Genomic DNA, 17469 nt, shown 5'->3' on the forward strand with positions numbered 1-17469 from the left:
GTTGCCCTTCGACAGGCTCAGGGAACGACAGGCTCAGGGATCGACAGGCTCAGGAAGCGGGCGCGCTATGCCCCGATGCCCACGACCTCGGGCTGCTCATTCGAGCCGGGGGCGCTGGGCTCGACCGCTGCGGCCACGCGGGCGCCGAGCGTCGCGTCGACGTTCGTCCAGTACTGGTAGACGCGCTGGCGGAGGCCTGCGTCGGTCACCTTCGAGACGTGACCCGCGATGTTCGCGACGAGCCGGTCGCGAGCCGCGTCATCCAGAACCTCGCGCACCAGCGTGCCGGCCTGGCCGAAGTCGTCGTCGTCGGCGTGCAGCGCGGCAGCTGCGCGCACGAGCTCGCCGTCGGACTCCCAACCCGCGTCGGCGCCGGCCCGGGCGGGGTCCGCGTGCGGGCCTCCGTGCGAGTTCGGCGCGTAGACGGGCGTCTCGGCAGACGTGAATCCGTGGCGCATCGCCCCGTCTTTCGAGTAGCTGTGCAGCGGCGCGGTCGGCGCGTTCACCGGCAGCTGCGCGTGGTTCGTTCCCACGCGGTAGCGGTGCGCGTCGGCGTAGCTGAAGATGCGCGCGAGCAGCATCTTGTCGGGGCTGGAGGCGATTCCGGGAACGAAGTTCGACGGCGCGAACGTGGCCTGCTCGATCTGCGCGAAGTAGTTCTCGGGGTTGCGGGTCAGCGTCATGGTGCCGACCTCGTGCAGCGGGTAGTCCGCGTGCGGCCAGACCTTCGTGAGATCGAAGGGGTTGAAGCGGTAGGTGGCCGCGTCGGCATAGGGCATGATCTGCACGCTCAGGGTCCAGCTCGGATAGTCGCCGCGCTTAATCGCCTCTGACAGGTCGCGGATGTGGAAGTCGGCGTCCTCTCCGGCGATGCGGTCCGCGTCGGTCTGGCTCAGGATCTCGATGCCCTGGTGGGTCTTGAAGTGGTACTTGACCCAGAAGCGCTCGCCGGCGGCGTTGATCCACTGGTAGGTGTGCGAACCGAAGCCGTCCATGTGCCGCCACGAAGCCGGCAGACCGCGGTCTCCCATGAGCCAGGTCACCTGATGGGCGGTCTCGGGCGACAGCGTCCAGAAGTCCCACTGCATGTCGTGGTCGCGCAGGTGGGTTCCCGGCAGGCGCTTCTGCGAGTGGATGAAGTCGGGGAACTTGATTCCGTCGCGGATGAAGAAGACGGGCGTGTTGTTACCGACGAGGTCGTAGTTGCCCTCGTCGGTGTAGAACTTCAGCGCGAAGCCGCGCGGGTCGCGCCACGTGTCGGGGCTTCCCTGCTCGCCGGCGACGGTGGAGAAGCGCGCGAGCATGTCGACGGATGCGCCGGGCTGGAAGAGACTGGCGCGCGTGTAGGCGGAGACGTCGTGGGTGGTGACGAAGGTTCCGAACGCGCCGCCGCCCTTGGCGTGCACGATTCGCTCCGGCACCTTCTCGCGGTTGAACTGGGCGAGCTTCTCAACGAGGTAGTGATCGTGCAGCGTGATCGGTCCGTCGGTTCCGACGGTCTGCGAATGCTCATCGCTGGCGACCGGGGCGCCGGAGTTGGTAGTGGTGAAGGCATCGGTGGACATTGTTCTCCTTGTAAATCGGGCGGTCGGGAGGATGTACGAGATCTAGGCTGGCACTGCTGCCTGACAGGCAGGACAGAGACCCCAGAACGTGACCTCGGCGGTCTGGATCTGGAATCCGCCGGATGACGACGGAGTCAGGCACGGGCTGTGGCCGACGGTGCAGTCGATGTCTTCGACCGCTCCGCAGCCGGTGCAGACGACGTGGTGATGGTTGTCGCCCACACGGCGCTCGTAGAGCGCCGGCGAGTGGGCGGGCTCGATGCGTCGCACGAGCCCGGCTTGCGTGAACGCGGCGAGGATTCCGTGCACGGCCTGCACGCTCGTTCCCGGCACCAGTGGGAGCACCGCGCGGAACACCCGCTCGGCCTCGATGTGGGACTCGTTCTCGAGCACGCCGAGAACGGCTACCCGGGGCTCGGTGACCCGCAACCCGGCGTGACGGATGCTGTCGGCCAGGGCCGTCGCATCCGCTCGCTCTGTCGTCATGCGTCAACCCTAGGTGCTTGTTTTGAATTACTCAAAATAACGGCGCACCCCGGCGTGTCACGTCATGGTCGTCATCAAGCGTTCACCGGCGGGGCTGGGCATTCGTCCAGCCTGCCCGTGCAGACTGGAGGGCGATGTCTCTCCTGGCCGAGACGCCCCGGGCGTCACCCTCACGGAAGCGTCGGCCGTCTGGAGGTCGACGCGCGCTGAACGCCGTCGTGGTGGCCTCCTCCCTGCTTCTCGCGGCGCTCATCGTGCTGCACAACTGGGTTCCCGACGTGGGCGGCCTCGGCCTGCTGGTCGACTCCGCCGCACCATGGTTGGGAGTGTTCATCCCCCTGCTCATCGTGCTCGCGGCCTTCGCCCGGCGCGGCCGACCGTGGGCCGCTGTGATCGTGCCGATCGCAGCCTGGGGCCTCGTCTTCGGAGCGACGATCATTCCTCTGAAGTGGACCGCTCCGTCCGCGAGCGCGAACACGCTCACCGTGGCCAGTCAGAACGTCGAGGCGAGCTCGGGAACGGGGGCGGCCTCTGCCGCGGACCTCGTCGCCACCGGCGCTCAGGTCGTGGCCATCCAGGAGATGGATGCAAACTCGAGTGCACAGGTGTCGTCGGTGCTCGACGCCAGCTACGAGTACTCCTACCAGGTCGGCACGGTCGGCCTCTGGAGCAGCTACCCGATTCTGAACGCCCAGCCGTGGGACCTCGGACTCGGCTGGCAGCGCGCCCTCGCCGCCGACCTCGAGACTCCCGACGGCCTGGTCAGCATCTACGTCATCCATGCCGCGTCGGCCCGCATTGGCGATCACGCCGATCGCGACGAGATGCTGAAGAACCTCGCCGACGTTCTGCCGAACGATGAGAACGATCGTGTGATCGCGGTCGGCGACTTCAATGCGGCCTCGACAGACAGGGCGTTCAAGCCGATCCTGTCGCAGCTGAACGAGCCCAACCAGAGCGACGGACTGTTCGGCTTCACGTGGCCGGCAACGCCGTTCCCCCTGGCGAGACTCGACCACTTCCTGCAGCGCGGACTCGACGTCACGTCGAACACGGTCATTCCTGCCGGCGGCAGCGATCACCTGGCGATCGTGGCCACCGTCAACCTGTAGGGCAAGTCCGGTGGCGCTGTCGTGCCCCTCCGGCGCGTCGGGATGGGCGCTATGACGCGACGCCGCCGCGCGGGAGGCCAATCAGCGCGCGTGGCCCAGCGGAACGAGCCTGTCGCTGAGGCCCGCCTTTGAGCCTTTCGCGAAGGCCGCGGGCAACGCGGCCACGAGCGCGTCGACGTCCGCCTCGGTCGTTCCGTGTCCGAGCGTCATGCGCAGCGCTCCCCTCGCGTCGGCCTCGCTGAGGCCCATGGCCGTGAGCACGTGCGACGCCTCGGGAACGCCGGCCTGGCAGGCGGATCCGGTGGAGACCGACAGCCCCGCGACGTCGAGCAGGAAGAGGAGCGAGTCGCCCTCGCAGCCGGGGAAGGTGAAGTGGGCGTTGCCGGGGAGCCGACCCGCCGCATCCGGATCGCCGCGCAGCACCGCGTCGGGAACCGCCAGCCGCACGCTCTCGATGAGCCGGTCGCGCAAAACGGCGAGCGCGGCCGCGTGGCCGTGCACCTCGTCGGCTGCGCGGCGGGCCGCGACCCCGAACGCGACGGCGCCGGCGACGTCCTGTGTTCCGCTGCGGCCGCGCTGGTGGCTGCCGCCGTGGAAGAGCGGCACGATCTCGGCGGAGCGCGAGAGCAGGAGAGCGCCGACGCCGACCGGACCGCCGATCTTGTGGGCCGAGATGCTCAGGGCGGCTGCGCCCGACGCGTGGAAGTCGAGCGGCAGGTATCCGAACGCCGACACGGCGTCGACGTGGGCGGGAACGCCGAACTCGGTCGCGACGGCGGTTAGCTCGGAGACCGGCTGGATCGTGCCGACCTCGTTGTTCGCCCACAGAACCGAGACGAGGGCCACCGATTCGGGATCGCGCTCGATCGCCTCGCGCAGGGTATGTGGATGCAGTCGGCCGAGTTCGTCGATCGGCAGCCAGTCGATCTCGGCGCCGTCGTGGGCTGCGAGCCACTCGACCGCGTCGATGGTGGCGTGGTGCTCTCCGCCCGGAACGAGGATGCGAGGGCGCGGACGGGCCTCCTGCCGCTTCCAGAAGAGGCCCTTGATACCGAGGTTCACCGCCTCTGTTCCACCCGAGGTGAACACGACCTCGACGGGCTCGGCCGACACGCTCGCCGCGACGAGCTCGCGAGCCTCCTCGAGCATGCGCTTCGCCTGCTGACCCTGGCTGTGGATCGACGCGGGGTTGCCGACGACCCCGAGCGCCTCGATGTACGCGTCTCGCGCATCGGGGAGCATCGGCGTTGTGGCCGCATGGTCGAGGTAGACGGGCACGACGACTCTTTCCGTGATCTGTTCGAAACCTGGCAATCACTACTCTAAGACGCATGACTGTCGCCGATCCCCTCGCCAACATGGGCGTTCGCCTCACGGCCCACGGAGGCGAGATCCGGGTCTGGTCGGAGCACGCCGAGAAAGTGGAGCTGTGCCTGTTCGACGACAAGGACGCGAACTGGATCTACAAGACCGTCGAGCTGACCCGCGACCGGCACGGGGTGTGGTTCGGCCGCACCCGTGAGCTCGTTCCCGGCCGCCGGTACACCCTGCGCGTCGCCGGCCCGCAGGGTCCGACCCACCGCTTCGACCCCACCCGGCTGCTGCTCGACCCGTACGGCAAGGGAATCCAGCGGCTCAGCTCGGGGTCGCAGCGCTCCGTCGTAGTCGACGAGTCGTTCGACTGGGCCGGCGTCACGAAGCCGAACACTCCGCTCGACCACTCGGTCATCTACGAGGCGCACCTCAAGGGCCTGTCGGAGCTCAATCCCCGCATCCCCGAGGAGCTGCGCGGAACATACGCCGGCCTCGCCCACGAGACCACGATCGGCTACCTGAAGAACCTCGGTGTCACGGCGGTGCAGTTGCTTCCCGTGCAGTCGTTCGTGTCGGAGCAGCGGCTCATCAAGCAGGGACTGCGCAACTACTGGGGCTACAACACGCTCGGGTTCTTCAGCCCGCACGCGCTCTACGCCTCGAAGTCGGCCCAGGCCCAGGGCCCCAGCGCCAACCTCCGCGAGTTCAAGGGCATGGTCAAGCTGCTGCACGAGGCCGGCATCGAGGTTCTGCTGGATGTGGTCTACAACCACACGGCAGAGGAGGGTCCCGGCGGCCCGACCACGAGCTTCCGCGGCATCGACAACGCCAGCTACTACCGGCAGACCGCCGGCGGCACGTACATCGACGTCACCGGATGCGGCAACAGCATCAACACCGCCACCCCGGCCGTCTCACGCATGATCCTCGACTCCCTGCGCTTCTGGGCGAACGAGGTGCAGGTCGACGGATTCCGTTTCGATCTCGCGGCGACCCTGGGACGCAACGCCGACCACTATTACGACCCGCAGCATCCGCTTCTCACCGACATCGTCTCGGACCCGGCGCTTCAGAACGTGAAGATGATCGCCGAGCCGTGGGATGTCGGCATGGGCGGATGGCAGACCGGCAACTTTCCCGACGGCTGGTCGGAGTGGAACGACCGCTACCGCGACCGCATGCGCAAGTTCTGGCTGCGCGACATCCGCTCGATACGGGAGCACGGCGACCCGGGCGACGGCGTGGGAATGCTCGCGACACGCCTCGCCGGGTCGTCGAACACCTTCGCCCAGCACCGGGGGCCCCTGTCGTCGATCAACTTCATCACGGCGCACGACGGGTTCACGATGGCCGACCTCACGGCCTACGACACGAAGCACAACGTGGGCAACGGCGAGTCGAACCGCGACGGCACCGACAACAACATGTCGTTCAACCACGGGGTGGAGGGGCCCACCTCGTCGAGGCCGATCGAGGCCGCCAGGCGCCAGGCCATGCGCAACCTCATGGGCACCCTCCTGCTCTCGGCGGGCGTGCCCCTCATCACTGCCGGCGACGAGTTCGGTCGCAGCCAGAAGGGCAACAACAACGCCTACTGCCACGACAGCGAGCTGACCTGGCTGAGCTGGGACAGGCGGCGCTGGCAGAAGGACCACTGGAAGACGACGCAGCACCTGCTGAAGCTGCGGCGCGAGAACCCCGCCCTGCGGCCGGTTCGGTTCGGCATCTTCGGCGAGACCACCCCGAGCGCCAGCCAGATGGACTGGTACGACGCCACCGGATCGTCGATGTCGGTCTACGACTGGAACTCGGCGGAGAACCGCACCCTGCAGTACATGGCGGCGTCCACCCCCGAGCACGAGGAGTTCAACCGCATTTTGCTCGTGATCCACGGCATCGAGGCTCCGGTCACCGTGACCCTGCCCGCGCACCGGGGCGTGGCCTCGTACACGGAGCTCTGGAACTCGGGCGACGACGCCCCCAACCCGGAGGAGGGGCCCACTTACGAGCCCGGTACCGAGATCGAGATGTCACCCTCGAGCCTTCGCCTGTTCCGAGCGAACTGACTGCTACCAGCTTCGCTATGAGGCGAGTTCGGAGATCGTCGTCTCGGCGTCGGCCATGGTGATGTACATCACCCGCGCACTTTCGGGCACGAGGGTAAATCCGAACTTGAGATAGAACTTTTCTGCGCTTTCACTGATCGCATGCACCACGAACGCTCTGGCACCGATCACGCGCGAAACCTCGTACCCTTTGCGCAGCGCCTCCTGCAGGAGGGAGAAGCCCAGGCCAAGCCCCTGGAACCGTTCGTCGACAGCCAGCCGCCCTATGAGGATCACCGGAATCGGGTCTGGCATGTTGCGCCGCAGATTCGACGTCGCCTCCTCTCGAGCGAGCGAACTGGCAGACAGGCAGTAGTAGCCCGCGACCAGTCCAGTATCGGAGTCCACGCTCACAAACGTGCGGGATGCGCCCGTCAGGTCATTCTTGAGCGCCCTCGTCCGCACCCACTCATCCAGCGGATTTTCTCCACATGTGAATGACGAACAGTCGTCCCCCGCGCTAATAGGCCGAGGCCGTAAGAGTGAAGTCACTCGCTGAAGACGGCTGGACGGCGGAGAAGGTCAGCAAGTCCGGCCACAGACTTGGCGGGCTCATCCAAGATTGCATTGAAGGAGTCCCAAGCCTGCTTGGACATCCGCAACTGCCTCTCCTGGCGGATGACTTGCCCGGCCTCCTCGACCAGAAGTGGCACCGAAAATTCCGTCACGGAACGGCCAGAAATTGCCGCAGCCTGCTCGATGTTTTGCTTCTGGTCAGCGGTGAGGCGCAGCTCGAGACGTTCGCTTTTGGTCGTGGTAGCCATTGGACCAATGTACGGCAATATTCCGTACATTTCTAGGGTGGCGTTGGCACGGGAGGGCGCGTCAGTGGGCGGTCGCGATGAGGCCCAGCTCGGCGGCCGACGCCAAGTGCGCGTGCTTGGGCACGACGCGCACCGTGTAGCCGAACGCTCCGGCCCTCGACAGGGGCAGCGTGCCTTCGAACAGAACGACACCCGAGGCATCCGCCCCCGCCGCCGTGGACGGCGATAACGAGAACGTGGCGGTGTCGCGCAGCTCGTCGCCCGATCCGGCCTGCCCGTAGACGACCTCGACCGCCACGTCGTCAGGGCTGACACGATCGAGCTGCACCTGGGCGCGCAGGTGCAGCGAGTCGCCGACCTGCGGGGTGTCGTCGAGGCCGCCGGACTCGACGTGCACCACCTGCACCTTCGGCCAGTGCGCGGTCATGCGCTCGGCGAACGCCGACAGCTCGCGAGCCGCCTCGTGATCCCTGACCGACATGACCCTCTCGGCGGCGGCGGCCTTCGTGTAGAGGCGCTCGGTGTACTCCCGAACCATGCGCTCGGCCGACAGGCTCGGGCTCAGCGTCGAGAGCGTGTGCCGCACCGAGGCCAGCCAGCGCTCGGGGATGCCGTCGGCATTGCGGTCGTAGAAGCGGGTCGCGACCTGGTGCTCCATCAGGTCGTAGAGGGCGCCGGCCTCGATGGCGTCGCGCTCCTCCGGTGTGCTGGCGCCGTCGGCCGTCGGAATAGCCCAGCCGTTCTCGCCGTCGTAGTACTCGTTCCACCATCCGTCGAGGATCGACAGATTGAGTCCGCCGTTGAGCGCGGCCTTCATACCGGATGTTCCGCACGCCTCGAGCGGGCGCAGCGGGTTGTTCAGCCACACATCGGTGCCCGGGTAGAGCAGCTGCGCCATGCCGATGTCGTAGTTCGGCAGGAAGACGATGCGGTGACGCACTTCGGGGTCTGACGCGAACTGCACGAGCTTCTGGATGAGCCGCTTGCCCTCCTCGTCGGCCGGATGCGACTTGCCCGCGATGACCAGCTGGATCGGGCGTTGCGGGTTGAGCAGGATCGACTTGAGCCGAGCAGGGTCGTGCAACATCAGGGTGAGGCGCTTGTACGTCGGCACCCGCCTGGCGAATCCGATGGTGAGCACGGTGGGGTCGAGAAGGGTCTGGTACCAGGCCGGCGCGATCGAGCCCGGATTCTGCTGCTCGAACGCCTCGGTCACGCGGCGTCGCGCGTCGTGCACGAGCTGGCGACGCATGTCGCCGCGCACGGCCCAGAGGTCGCTGTCGCTGACGTCGGAGCTGTTCCAGTCGGCGTGGGTCGTGTCTGAGGTGCCGAGCTTCGAGCTCGCGAGTTCCTGCAGCAGCGGGTCGGTCCACGTGGCCGCGTGCACGCCGTTCGTCACCGAGGTGATCGGCACATCGTCGACGTCGAATCCCTTCCAGAGTCCCTGAAACATGCCGCGGCTCACGGCGCCGTGCAGCTCGGACACGCCGTTCGCCCGCTGCGCGAGGCGCAGGCCCATAACGGCCATGTTGAAGACGTCGGGCGATCCGCCGTCGTAGTCCTCCGCCCCCAGGTGCAGGATGTCGTCGACGCTGAGGCCGGGCAGCAGGTCGCCGCCGAAGTACCGCTCGATGAGCGTGCGCTCGAAGCGGTCGATGCCCGCGGGAACGGGGGTATGCGTCGTGAAGACGGTGCCGGCGCGCACGACCTGCAGCGCCGCGTCGAAAGAGAGTCCGTCGCCGATGAGGCGCGAGATACGCTCGAGGCCCTGGAAGCCGGCGTGCCCCTCGTTGGCGTGGAAGACCTCGGGCTCCGGCACATCCCGGAGCTCGGCCGCCAGCTTGAGCGCCCGCACGCCGCCGATGCCGAGGAGAAGCTCCTGCAGCAGGCGGTGCTCGCCGCCGCCGCCGTAGAGACGGTCGGTGATGCCGCGCAGGTCTTCTGCGTTCTCGGGGATGTCGGTGTCGAGCAGCAGCAGGCGCACTCGACCGACCTGTGCCTGCCAGATGCGGGCGAAAAGGGCACGACCGTCGGGAAGGGCGAGCGCGATGTGGGCCGCCGAGCCGTCGGCGAGCCTGAGCACGGTGAGGGGCAGGCCATCGGGGTCGAGCACCGGGTAGCTCTCCTGCTGCCAGCCGTCGCGCGAGATGGCCTGGCTGAAGTAGCCGGCACGATAGAAGAGCCCGACTCCCGTGAGGGGCACGCCCAGGTCGCTCGCGGCCTTCAGGTGGTCTCCGGCGAGGATTCCGAGTCCGCCGGAGTACTGCGGAAGCGCGGCGGCGATGCCGAACTCGGCAGAGAAGTAGGCGATGCTGTTCGGCTTCTCGCCCTCGAGCTGCTGGTACCAGCGGGGCTCGGAAAGATAGCGGTTCAGGTCGTCGCGCAGGCTGTTCGCCCAGGCGACGAATCCCTCGTCGTGCGACAGCTCCTCGAGACGCTCGGGGCTGACGGCGCCGAGGAGTGCGATCGGGTCGCATCCGGTCTGCTGCCAGTCGTCGGGCGAGATGCGGGAGAACAGCGCTCGGGTGGGCTCGTGCCACGACCAGCGAAGATTGGATGCCAGCTCGCCGACGGCACCGAGACGCTCGGGCAGCACGGAACGGACGGTGAATCTCCTGATCGCCTTCACGAAAAAGTCTCCATACCGGCGCGCCACCGCCACTCGTCTCGCGCACCGCGGTGGACACCGTGGGCCAGGCGTTGCCCAGCCTAGGACAGCGGCGCTCAGCCCGCATAAACGACCGGGAACCGTTTCCATAATCCCCCGCGAACGTTTGACCTTTATTGGTACGGTCGAACCGTGGCAAAGACGCAAGCATCCAAGCAGCCGACCCTCTCCGACTCCGGACTCGGGCGCATCCCGATCCTCGACATCTTCCCCAGCGTTCCCGGCCAACGATGGCTTCCCAAGGCCTTCGCCGGCGAGGTCGTGCCCTTCGGCGCCGTGGTGTTCCGCGAGGGCCACGACGCCGTCGGAGCGCGCGTCGAAGTGGCCGGCCCTTCGGGCCAGCGCAGTGAAAGACTGCTCCTCCCCCTCGAGCCGGGCACCGACAGATATGGCGCCCTGGAGCAGCTAGGCGAGGAGGGCATGTGGCGATTCCGCATCCGCGCCTACTCCGACGACTTCGCCACCTGGCAGCACACGGCGTCGATCAAACTCCCCGCGGGCCTCGACGTCGACGTGACCCTGGCGATCGGCCGCGAGCTCTTCGAGGCGGGCAGGGTGGATGCGACGCGTCCCGACGCGCAGCGCGTGCTCTTCGGCAAGGTGGCCAACACCCTGGGCGACTCCTCGATCGACCCCGTCGAGCGTCTCGCCGCGGCCACGAGCCCGGCCGTGCTCGACGCCATCGCGGAGCGCCCCTTCGAGAGCCTCACGACCTTCTCCGAGTGGCGAGAGATCACCGTCGAGCGCGAGCGCGCCGGCTCGGGATCCTGGTACGAGTTCTTCCCCCGGTCGATCGGAGCGAAGAAGAACGCCGACGGAAGCTGGACGAGCGGCACGTTCCGCACGGCGGCCAAGCGCCTGCCCGAGGTGGCGGCCATGGGGTTCGACGTGCTCTACATGCCGCCCATCCACCCGATCGGTCGCTCGTTCCGCAAGGGTCCCAACAACTCGCTGGATGCTGGCCCGAACGACCCCGGGTCGCCCTGGGCCATCGGCGGCCCGGCCGGCGGACACGACGCCATCCACCCCGACCTCGGAACTGTCGCCGATTTCGGCTACTTCATGAAGCAGGCGGCCAAGGCCGGACTCGAGGTCGCGCTCGACTTCGCCCTCCAGGCCTCCCCCGACCACCCGTGGGTCACCGAGCATCCGGAGTGGTTCACCACGCTGCCCGACGGATCGATCGCCTACGCCGAGAACCCGCCGAAGAAGTATCAGGACATCTACCCGATCAACTTCGACAACGATCCGAAGGGCATCCGGCGCGAGACGCTGCGACTGCTGCGCTACTGGATCAAGCTCGGCGTGCGCATCTTCCGGGTCGACAACCCGCACACCAAGCCGCTCGACTTCTGGGAGTACGTGATCCACACGATCAACGCCGAGTTCCCCGAGGTCGTCTTCCTCGCCGAGGCGTTCACCCGGCCGGCCATCATGCAGGGCCTGGCCAAGGTGGGCTACCAGCAGTCGTATACCTACTTCACGTGGCGCAACACCAAAGAGGAGCTCGAGGAGTTCCTCACCGGCCTGGCGCACGAGACCGACGCGTTCTTCCGGCCCAACCTCTGGGTCAACACCCCGGACATCCTCACGCAGTACCTGCAGTTCGGCGGGCGGGCGGCCTACAAGATCCGCGCCGCGATCGCCGCGACGGCCGCGCCCACGTGGGCAATGTACTCGGGATACGAACTGATCGAGAACGTCGCCCGCCCGGGCGCCGAAGAGAACCTCGACAACGAGAAGTACGAGTACCGCCCCCGCGACTTCGCCCTGGCCGAGCAGACCGGCCAGTCGATCGCGCCGTACGTCACGAGGCTCAACGAGATCAGGCGCGAGCACCCCGCACTGCGGCAGCTGCGCAACCTCGAGTTGCACTGGAGCGACGACGACGCGATCCTCGTCTACAGCAAGTACATCGCCGCAGAGTTCAGCAGCACGGGCGCACCCGACGCCGTTATCGTCGTGGCCAACGTCGATCCCCACTCGGTGCGAGAGACCAGCGTGCACTTCGACGTCTCGAAGTTCGGCCTGCCGGGTGTCGAGCAGTTCCGGGTCACCGACCTCATCACCGGGGCATCCTGGATCTGGGGCGTGAGCCACAACTTCGTGCGGCTCGACGCGTTCACAGAGCCCGTGCACATTCTTCACGTGGAGCCGGTCGATGGGACCTGGCCCGAAACGCGCCCGAGCGGTGCAGACAAGGCGGCTCACTGATGTCCACTCTCGACGGAGCAGGCGTGCTCTCCATTCCCGACGTGGCCGGCGACATTCTCGACAAGGTCGCGGCCGGCTCGTACTACGACCCGCACAGCGTGCTCGGGCAGCACCCCATCGAGGGTGCGGGCGCCGACGGCGTCACCGTCATCCGCACCCTGCGGCCCCTCGCCAAATCGGTGGTCGCGGTGCTGGCATCCGGTGCACGAACCGAGCTCACCCACCTGCACGGTGGCATCTGGCAGGGGTACACCCTCACCGGCCTCAGCGACTACACGATCGAGGCCCGCTACGACGACGACACGGTCTGGGCAAGCGATGACCCCTACCGGTTCTCCCCCACCCTCGGCGACGTCGACATCCACCTCATCGGCGAAGGCAGGCACGAGCGCCTGTGGGACGTGCTGGGCGCCCACTACCGCTCGTGGCACGGGGTCGCCGAGGAGGTCGCGGGCACCTCGTTCGCGGTGTGGGCACCGCGCGCCCAGGCCGTGCGCGTCATCGGCGACTTCAACTCGTGGGACGGCCTGAAGCACTCCATGCGCAGCCTCGGCAGCTCTGGCGTGTGGGAGCTCTTCGTGCCCGGCCTCGAGCCCGGCAGCACCTACAAGTTCGAGATCCTCTCGCAGTCGGGCGAGTGGGTCAGGCGCGCAGACCCGATGGCCCGGTACACCGAGATCCCGCCGCTCACCGCGTCGGTCATCGGCCAGTCGGCCCACACATGGGGCGACGACGAATGGATGTCGCGGCGCGCGTCGAGCGATCCGCATTCCGGTCCCATGAGCGTCTACGAGATGCATGTCGGATCCTGGCGCCCCGGGCTCTCCTACCGCGAACTCGCCGACCAGCTGATCGACTACATGCAGGAGCTCGGCTTCACGCACGTGGAATTCATGCCCCTCGCGGAGCACCCGTTCGGCGGATCATGGGGCTACCAGGTCACGTCGTACTACGCGCCCACCTCGCGGTTCGGCCACCCCGACGACCTGCGCTACCTCATCGACCGTCTGCACCAGGCCGGCATCGGCGTGCTCGTCGACTGGGTTCCGGGGCACTTCCCGAAAGACGAGTTCGCGCTGGCCAACTTCGACGGCCAGCCGTTGTACGAGCATCCGGACCCGCGCCGGGGCGAGCAGCCCGACTGGGGCACCCTGGTGTTCAACTTCGGCGACTCGCAGGTGCGCAACTTCCTCGTTGCGAACGCGCTCTACTGGCTCGAGCAGTTCCACGTCGACGGCCTGAGGGTCGACGCCGTGGCGAGCATGCTCTATCTCGACTACTCCCGCAAGGAGGGCGAGTGGCTGCCCAACCAGTACGGCGGGCGCGAGAACCTCGAGGCCATCAGCTTTTTGCAGGAGGCGACGGCGACGGCCTACAAGCTCTATCCCGGCGTCATCATGATCGCCGAGGAGTCGACCAGCTGGCCCGGTGTCACGCACGCCACGAACCAGGGCGGGCTCGGCTTCGGGCTCAAGTGGAACATGGGCTGGATGCACGACTCGCTGCAGTACATGGAGACCGATCCGCTGTACCGCTCCTACCACCACGGCGAGATCACCTTCTCGTTCGTCTACGCCTTCAGCGAGAACTTCATCCTTCCGATCAGCCACGACGAGGTCGTGCACGGCAAGGGCTCGCTGCTGAACAAGATGCCCGGTGACCACTGGCAGAAGCTCGCGAACCTCCGCTCCTACCTCGCGTTCATGTGGGCCCACCCCGGCAAGCAGCTGCTGTTCATGGGCCAGGAATTCGGCCAGCCATCGGAGTGGTCTGAGGAGCGCGGGCTCGACTGGTGGATCCTCGACCAGCCCGTGCACCGCGCCCTGCTGGGGCTCGTCGCACAGCTCAACCGGGTCTACGCCGACAACCCCGCGCTCTGGCAGCGCGACCACGACTCCTCGGGCTTCGAGTTCATCGACGGCGGCTCCTCGAACCAGAACCTGGTGTCGTTCCTGCGCTGGGACGACGAGGGCAACCCGATCGCGGTTCTGATGAACTTCTCGGGCGCTCCGGTCGGCCCCTACCGAGTGGGGCTGCCGTTCGCGGGAACCTGGGACGAGTTGATCAACACCGACGCCGTGGAGTACGGCGGCTCGGGCGTCGGCAACTTCGGCGCCGTCGAGGCAGAGGACGTTCCCTGGTCGGGACGCCCGGCGTCTGTCGAGCTGACGCTGCCTCCCCTGGCGGCGCTGTACCTCAAGCCGCGCAGGTAGAGCCGCGCCGTTCCCTGAGCTCTTCGCCTGCGGGCCCCTTCGACCTCGTTCCCTGAGCCTTGCCTGCGGGGCCCTTCGACAAGCTCAGGGAACGACAAGCTCAGGGAACGACCTAGTAGAGAAGCCCCGTGAGGCGGGCGCGGGCCTTGACCACGCGGGGGTCGTCGATTCCTACGACCTCGAACAGCTCGATCAGGCGGGCCCGAACCGTGTTCTTGCCGGCCTGGTCGAGCGTCGGGAACAGAGTGAGCAGGCGGTCGAACGCGTCCTCCACGTGGCCGCCCGACAGGTCGAGGTCGGCGACGAGCAGCTGCGGCTCGAGCTCGCCCGGACGCGCGGCGGCGTCGTTGCGGATCTCGGCCTGGGTCTTGTCCTTCAGACGAGCCAGCAGGCTCACCTGAGCGAGCCCGGCGACGGCGAGGCTGTCGCGGGGATCCTGTTTGATGGCCGTCTCGTATTCGCGGATGGCCTCGTCGAAGTCTCCGCGCGCGATGGCGTCGTAGGCCTCGGCGTGGTGCGGCGGCAACGGGGCCTCCGCGGGCTCAGCGGGGGCGCTGTCGGATGCGTCGTCGGCCACGGCGACGCCCGTGACGCCCTGCTGCACGGCGAGCTCGAGCACCTGCTCGATGACGTCGCGCACCTGGTCGGCCGGGTGCACGCCGGCGAAGAGGCCGATGGGCCTGCCCCCGACGACGGCGGCGACCGTCGGCAGCGTCTGCGCCTGGAACGCCTGCGACAGCTGCGGGTTGGCGTCGGCCTCGACCCTGACGAGCACGAACCGACCCTCGTACTCCGCGGTGAGCGCCCGCAGGATCGTGTCGAGCTGGGTGCTCGGCTCGTTGTACGAGGCGCCGACGACAACGATCACGGGAACGGTGTTCGACAGCTCGATGAAGGCGCTGAAGGCGGCGTCGGTGCCCTCGATGACGAGACTCGGCAGCAAGACGGGCGCCCCCGGGGTCGCGGTCGCGCCTGCGGCCTGCGGGGCCGGTGCGCCCGGCGCCGGGCGATTCACGAGCGAGGAGAGGTCGACGGCGCCGCGCAGGCTTGCCGCGGACGGGGGAACTGAACTCATGGAAGCTCCTTGGCTTGAACGAGGCCCTGGGTGAATCCGAGCAGTGTCGGCTTGCCCGTCTCACCCGCGGACGGAATGTAGAACAGCAACTGGTAGTCGTAGGTGGACTCGACGCCCTTACCCGTGGCACCTAGGCCCGACAGCGCCTTGACCGCGCCCTCGGGGGTGATCGTCGCGCCCGTCTGCGTGGGTTTCACGACCTCCGACTCCCGCAGGTTGAAGGACAGAATCGCACCCGAGTCGTTCGTCGCCAGGGCGATTCCATCGGAGATGGCCGGCACCTTCGAGAACTCGATCGTCGCGGTTCCGGTCTCTTCGATCTTGGCCTTCTTGGCCGCCTTGTAGTCGGAGCCGACGCTCGTGAGCAGGGTGTCGCCCTCGGTGTCGATGAGACCGTACGACGGGCTGGCAGAGCCCTGCGCGAGGATGTCGGCGTATGCCTCCTCGACGGCGTCGGGGGTCATCGACAGCAGCTTCGAATCGGGCGCCAGGCGCGCGGCGCCGACGGTCGCCGCCGAGACGGGCGGGAGCGTGGTGTCGGGCTCGAGTGAGATCGCATATTCGACCTTGTAGTTGGCCCGTGCAGACTCCTGCACCAGGGTGACCGCGAGCGGGGCCACGGTCTTGTCCTCGTTCTCGACGATGGTGAACACCGTCTTCGGCCACACCGTGCTCGCCTGCGGAAGCACCACCGAGGCACTTCCCGAGGGGATGGCCGTAGGCAGCACGTACTCGGGCAGCGCCGCGTGGATGGCGTAGGAGGCCTTGCGGAGTTCGAGGGCGGGGCCGGTGAAGCGCGCGTCGAGGGCTGTGCTGTCGAAGGCGGCATTCGCCGCGCTCTCGACCGCGATGACCCGCTCGATGATGGTCTTCACCTGCTGCTCGGTGACCGCCGGAAGCACGGCCTCCGTGGCGGGCTCCGTCGACGTCGGTGTCGGTGTCGGCGTCTCGGTCTGCATGTTCGAGGGTTCGCTCGTCGGATCCGTATCCGAATCGACCGTCGGGGTCGGACGGGGGGTGGGAGTGACCGTCGTGGCCGACGCCGTCAGCGGCGTTCCGGCCCCCAGGGCGGCGATGAGCAGCACGGGCACGATCGCGGTCATCGACCGGGTGATCGCCTTGCGTCGTTTCGACATTCCAGACTCGATCGCGTTGGTTCGTGCGGGAGAGAAGCGCCGGCGCGGCGTTCCGGTGGGCGGCTTGCGCCGTGGCCCCTGCTGTCTGCGCATGTGCCACAGCCCCCAGAGGAGGAGGGCGAGCCCGATGAGGAGCACGAATGCGCCGGCCAGCAGAAGCGGTACGGCCCAGGGCGTGGAGTTGTCGATCGGCCACGAGACGGTGATGCTGGACGGCGCAGCGTCGGTGCCGTTCGAGGCGATGATCGCCGAGTATCCGGCGGGAACATTGATGGTGCGTGTCAGCGACTTATCGCCGGTGTACTGCTCGAGCCAGAGATCGCTGCCGGCCGGATCGGCCGAGCCGCTCGCCACGTTCTCGGCGCCCGCCGGGTCGGCGGCGACGATCGCCTCGGTCAGCTCGCCGGAGTCGGCGTCGACCTCGAGCTGAGCATAGCTGGAGCCGTTGAGCCAGGCCTCGACATCCGCGTCGCGGCCGTAGGCGATGAAGACGGAGGAGTCACCCGCGAGCGACACCGTCTGCGAACCGGGGTTCGCGCGGAGCGTGTCGGAATCGAGCAGAACGTAGGCCTCGTCGGTGGCACCCGCGGTCGCCGCACTCACGCTCCCTGGGGGCAGGAGGAAGGTGCGTTGGGCAACACCGACACCGATGAGGGCCGTCGCAACGACGAAGGCGATGATCGCGAATACAAAGCGCACAGATTACTCCAGACAAAGACATTAAAAGATAGCCGATGAACCCTGACGCCGCACTCAGGGTACGCCCAGTGCGGGCGCGGCGGCATTCGTCGGTACCGGGCAGTCGATAGAATTCGGG

General features: G+C 67.7%; 12 protein-coding genes. 4 read left to right on the top strand and 8 right to left on the bottom strand.

Annotation, left to right across the window (positions count from 1 at the left end; all coding sequences use genetic code 11):
- Window positions 1-65 precede the first annotated feature (65 nt).
- Both ASF06_RS10540 and ASF06_RS10545 read right to left on the bottom strand, forming a co-directional pair.
- Window positions 66-1565 carry a catalase gene (locus ASF06_RS10540; RefSeq protein WP_055946679.1) on the bottom strand — a complete coding sequence of 500 codons (1500 nt, stop codon included), beginning with the start codon at window positions 1563-1565 and terminating at the stop codon, window positions 66-68.
- 42 nt (window positions 1566-1607) lie between these two features.
- Window positions 1608-2051 (bottom strand): Fur family transcriptional regulator, encoded by a 444-nt coding sequence (locus ASF06_RS10545; RefSeq protein ID WP_055931617.1) that lies wholly within the window; start codon window positions 2049-2051, stop codon window positions 1608-1610.
- Window positions 2052-2185: 134 nt separating this feature from the next.
- On the opposite strand from ASF06_RS10545, the gene ASF06_RS10550 reads away from it, so the two are divergent.
- Window positions 2186-3163, top strand: a complete 978-nt coding sequence (locus ASF06_RS10550; protein WP_082500871.1) for an endonuclease/exonuclease/phosphatase family protein — start codon at window positions 2186-2188, stop codon at window positions 3161-3163.
- A gap of 81 nt (window positions 3164-3244) precedes the next feature.
- Here ASF06_RS10550 and ASF06_RS10555 read toward each other — a convergent pair whose 3' ends face one another.
- Window positions 3245-4441: a cysteine desulfurase family protein gene (locus ASF06_RS10555; protein ID WP_055946685.1), complete on the bottom strand. Its 1197-nt coding sequence runs from the start codon at window positions 4439-4441 to the stop codon at window positions 3245-3247.
- A gap of 53 nt (window positions 4442-4494) precedes the next feature.
- On the opposite strand from ASF06_RS10555, the gene glgX reads away from it, so the two are divergent.
- Entirely contained in the window at window positions 4495-6543 is a 2049-nt protein-coding gene (glgX, locus tag ASF06_RS10560; protein WP_055946688.1) for a glycogen debranching protein GlgX, read from the top strand.
- Between the two features lie 15 nt (window positions 6544-6558).
- On the opposite strand, the gene ASF06_RS10565 is transcribed toward glgX, so the two are convergent.
- The 3 genes from ASF06_RS10565 to glgP all read right to left on the bottom strand — a co-directional run bounded on the left by ASF06_RS10565 (window position 6559) and on the right by glgP (window position 9975).
- A complete protein-coding gene (locus ASF06_RS10565; protein ID WP_055946691.1) occupies window positions 6559-7074 on the bottom strand; it encodes a GNAT family N-acetyltransferase in 516 nt (171 codons plus the stop codon).
- Window positions 7071-7346, bottom strand: a complete 276-nt coding sequence (locus tag ASF06_RS10570; RefSeq protein WP_055946694.1) for a type II toxin-antitoxin system TacA family antitoxin — start codon at window positions 7344-7346, stop codon at window positions 7071-7073. The genes ASF06_RS10565 and ASF06_RS10570 overlap by 4 nt, the downstream gene beginning before the upstream one ends.
- Window positions 7347-7407: 61 nt before the next feature.
- Window positions 7408-9975, bottom strand: coding sequence for an alpha-glucan family phosphorylase (glgP, locus tag ASF06_RS10575; protein WP_055946696.1), 2568 nt, complete (start codon window positions 9973-9975; stop codon window positions 7408-7410).
- Between the two features lie 171 nt (window positions 9976-10146).
- Between glgP and ASF06_RS10580 the strand changes: the two genes are divergently transcribed.
- A complete protein-coding gene (locus ASF06_RS10580; protein ID WP_082500872.1) occupies window positions 10147-12228 on the top strand; it encodes a maltotransferase domain-containing protein in 2082 nt (693 codons plus the stop codon).
- A complete protein-coding gene (gene glgB / locus ASF06_RS10585; protein ID WP_055946700.1) occupies window positions 12228-14441 on the top strand; it encodes a 1,4-alpha-glucan branching protein GlgB in 2214 nt (737 codons plus the stop codon). Before ASF06_RS10580 ends, glgB begins: the two co-directional genes overlap by 1 nt.
- Before the next feature lie 112 nt (window positions 14442-14553).
- Here glgB and ASF06_RS10590 read toward each other — a convergent pair whose 3' ends face one another.
- Window positions 14554-15516 carry a tetratricopeptide repeat protein gene (locus tag ASF06_RS10590; RefSeq protein WP_055946702.1) on the bottom strand — a complete coding sequence of 321 codons (963 nt, stop codon included), beginning with the start codon at window positions 15514-15516 and terminating at the stop codon, window positions 14554-14556.
- Entirely contained in the window at window positions 15513-17351 is a 1839-nt protein-coding gene (locus ASF06_RS10595) for a hypothetical protein (RefSeq protein WP_055946705.1), read from the bottom strand. The genes ASF06_RS10590 and ASF06_RS10595 overlap by 4 nt, the downstream gene beginning before the upstream one ends.
- Between the last annotated feature and the right edge of the window lie 118 nt (window positions 17352-17469).

This window comes from Agreia sp. Leaf244, assembly GCF_001422695.1.
GTDB lineage: Bacteria > Actinomycetota > Actinomycetes > Actinomycetales > Microbacteriaceae > Agreia.

Coding starts and splice junctions, on each gene's coding strand:
- ASF06_RS10545 (WP_055931617.1), bottom strand. CDS start 2,051: ATGACGACAGAGCGAGCGGATGCGACGGCCCTGGCCGACAGCATCCGT.
- ASF06_RS10540 (WP_055946679.1), bottom strand. CDS start 1,565: ATGTCCACCGATGCCTTCACCACTACCAACTCCGGCGCCCCGGTCGCC.
- ASF06_RS10570 (WP_055946694.1), bottom strand. CDS start 7,346: ATGGCTACCACGACCAAAAGCGAACGTCTCGAGCTGCGCCTCACCGCT.
- ASF06_RS10590 (WP_055946702.1), bottom strand. CDS start 15,516: ATGAGTTCAGTTCCCCCGTCCGCGGCAAGCCTGCGCGGCGCCGTCGAC.
- glgB (WP_055946700.1), top strand. CDS start 12,228: ATGTCCACTCTCGACGGAGCAGGCGTGCTCTCCATTCCCGACGTGGCC.
- ASF06_RS10550 (WP_082500871.1), top strand. CDS start 2,186: ATGTCTCTCCTGGCCGAGACGCCCCGGGCGTCACCCTCACGGAAGCGT.
- glgX (WP_055946688.1), top strand. CDS start 4,495: ATGACTGTCGCCGATCCCCTCGCCAACATGGGCGTTCGCCTCACGGCC.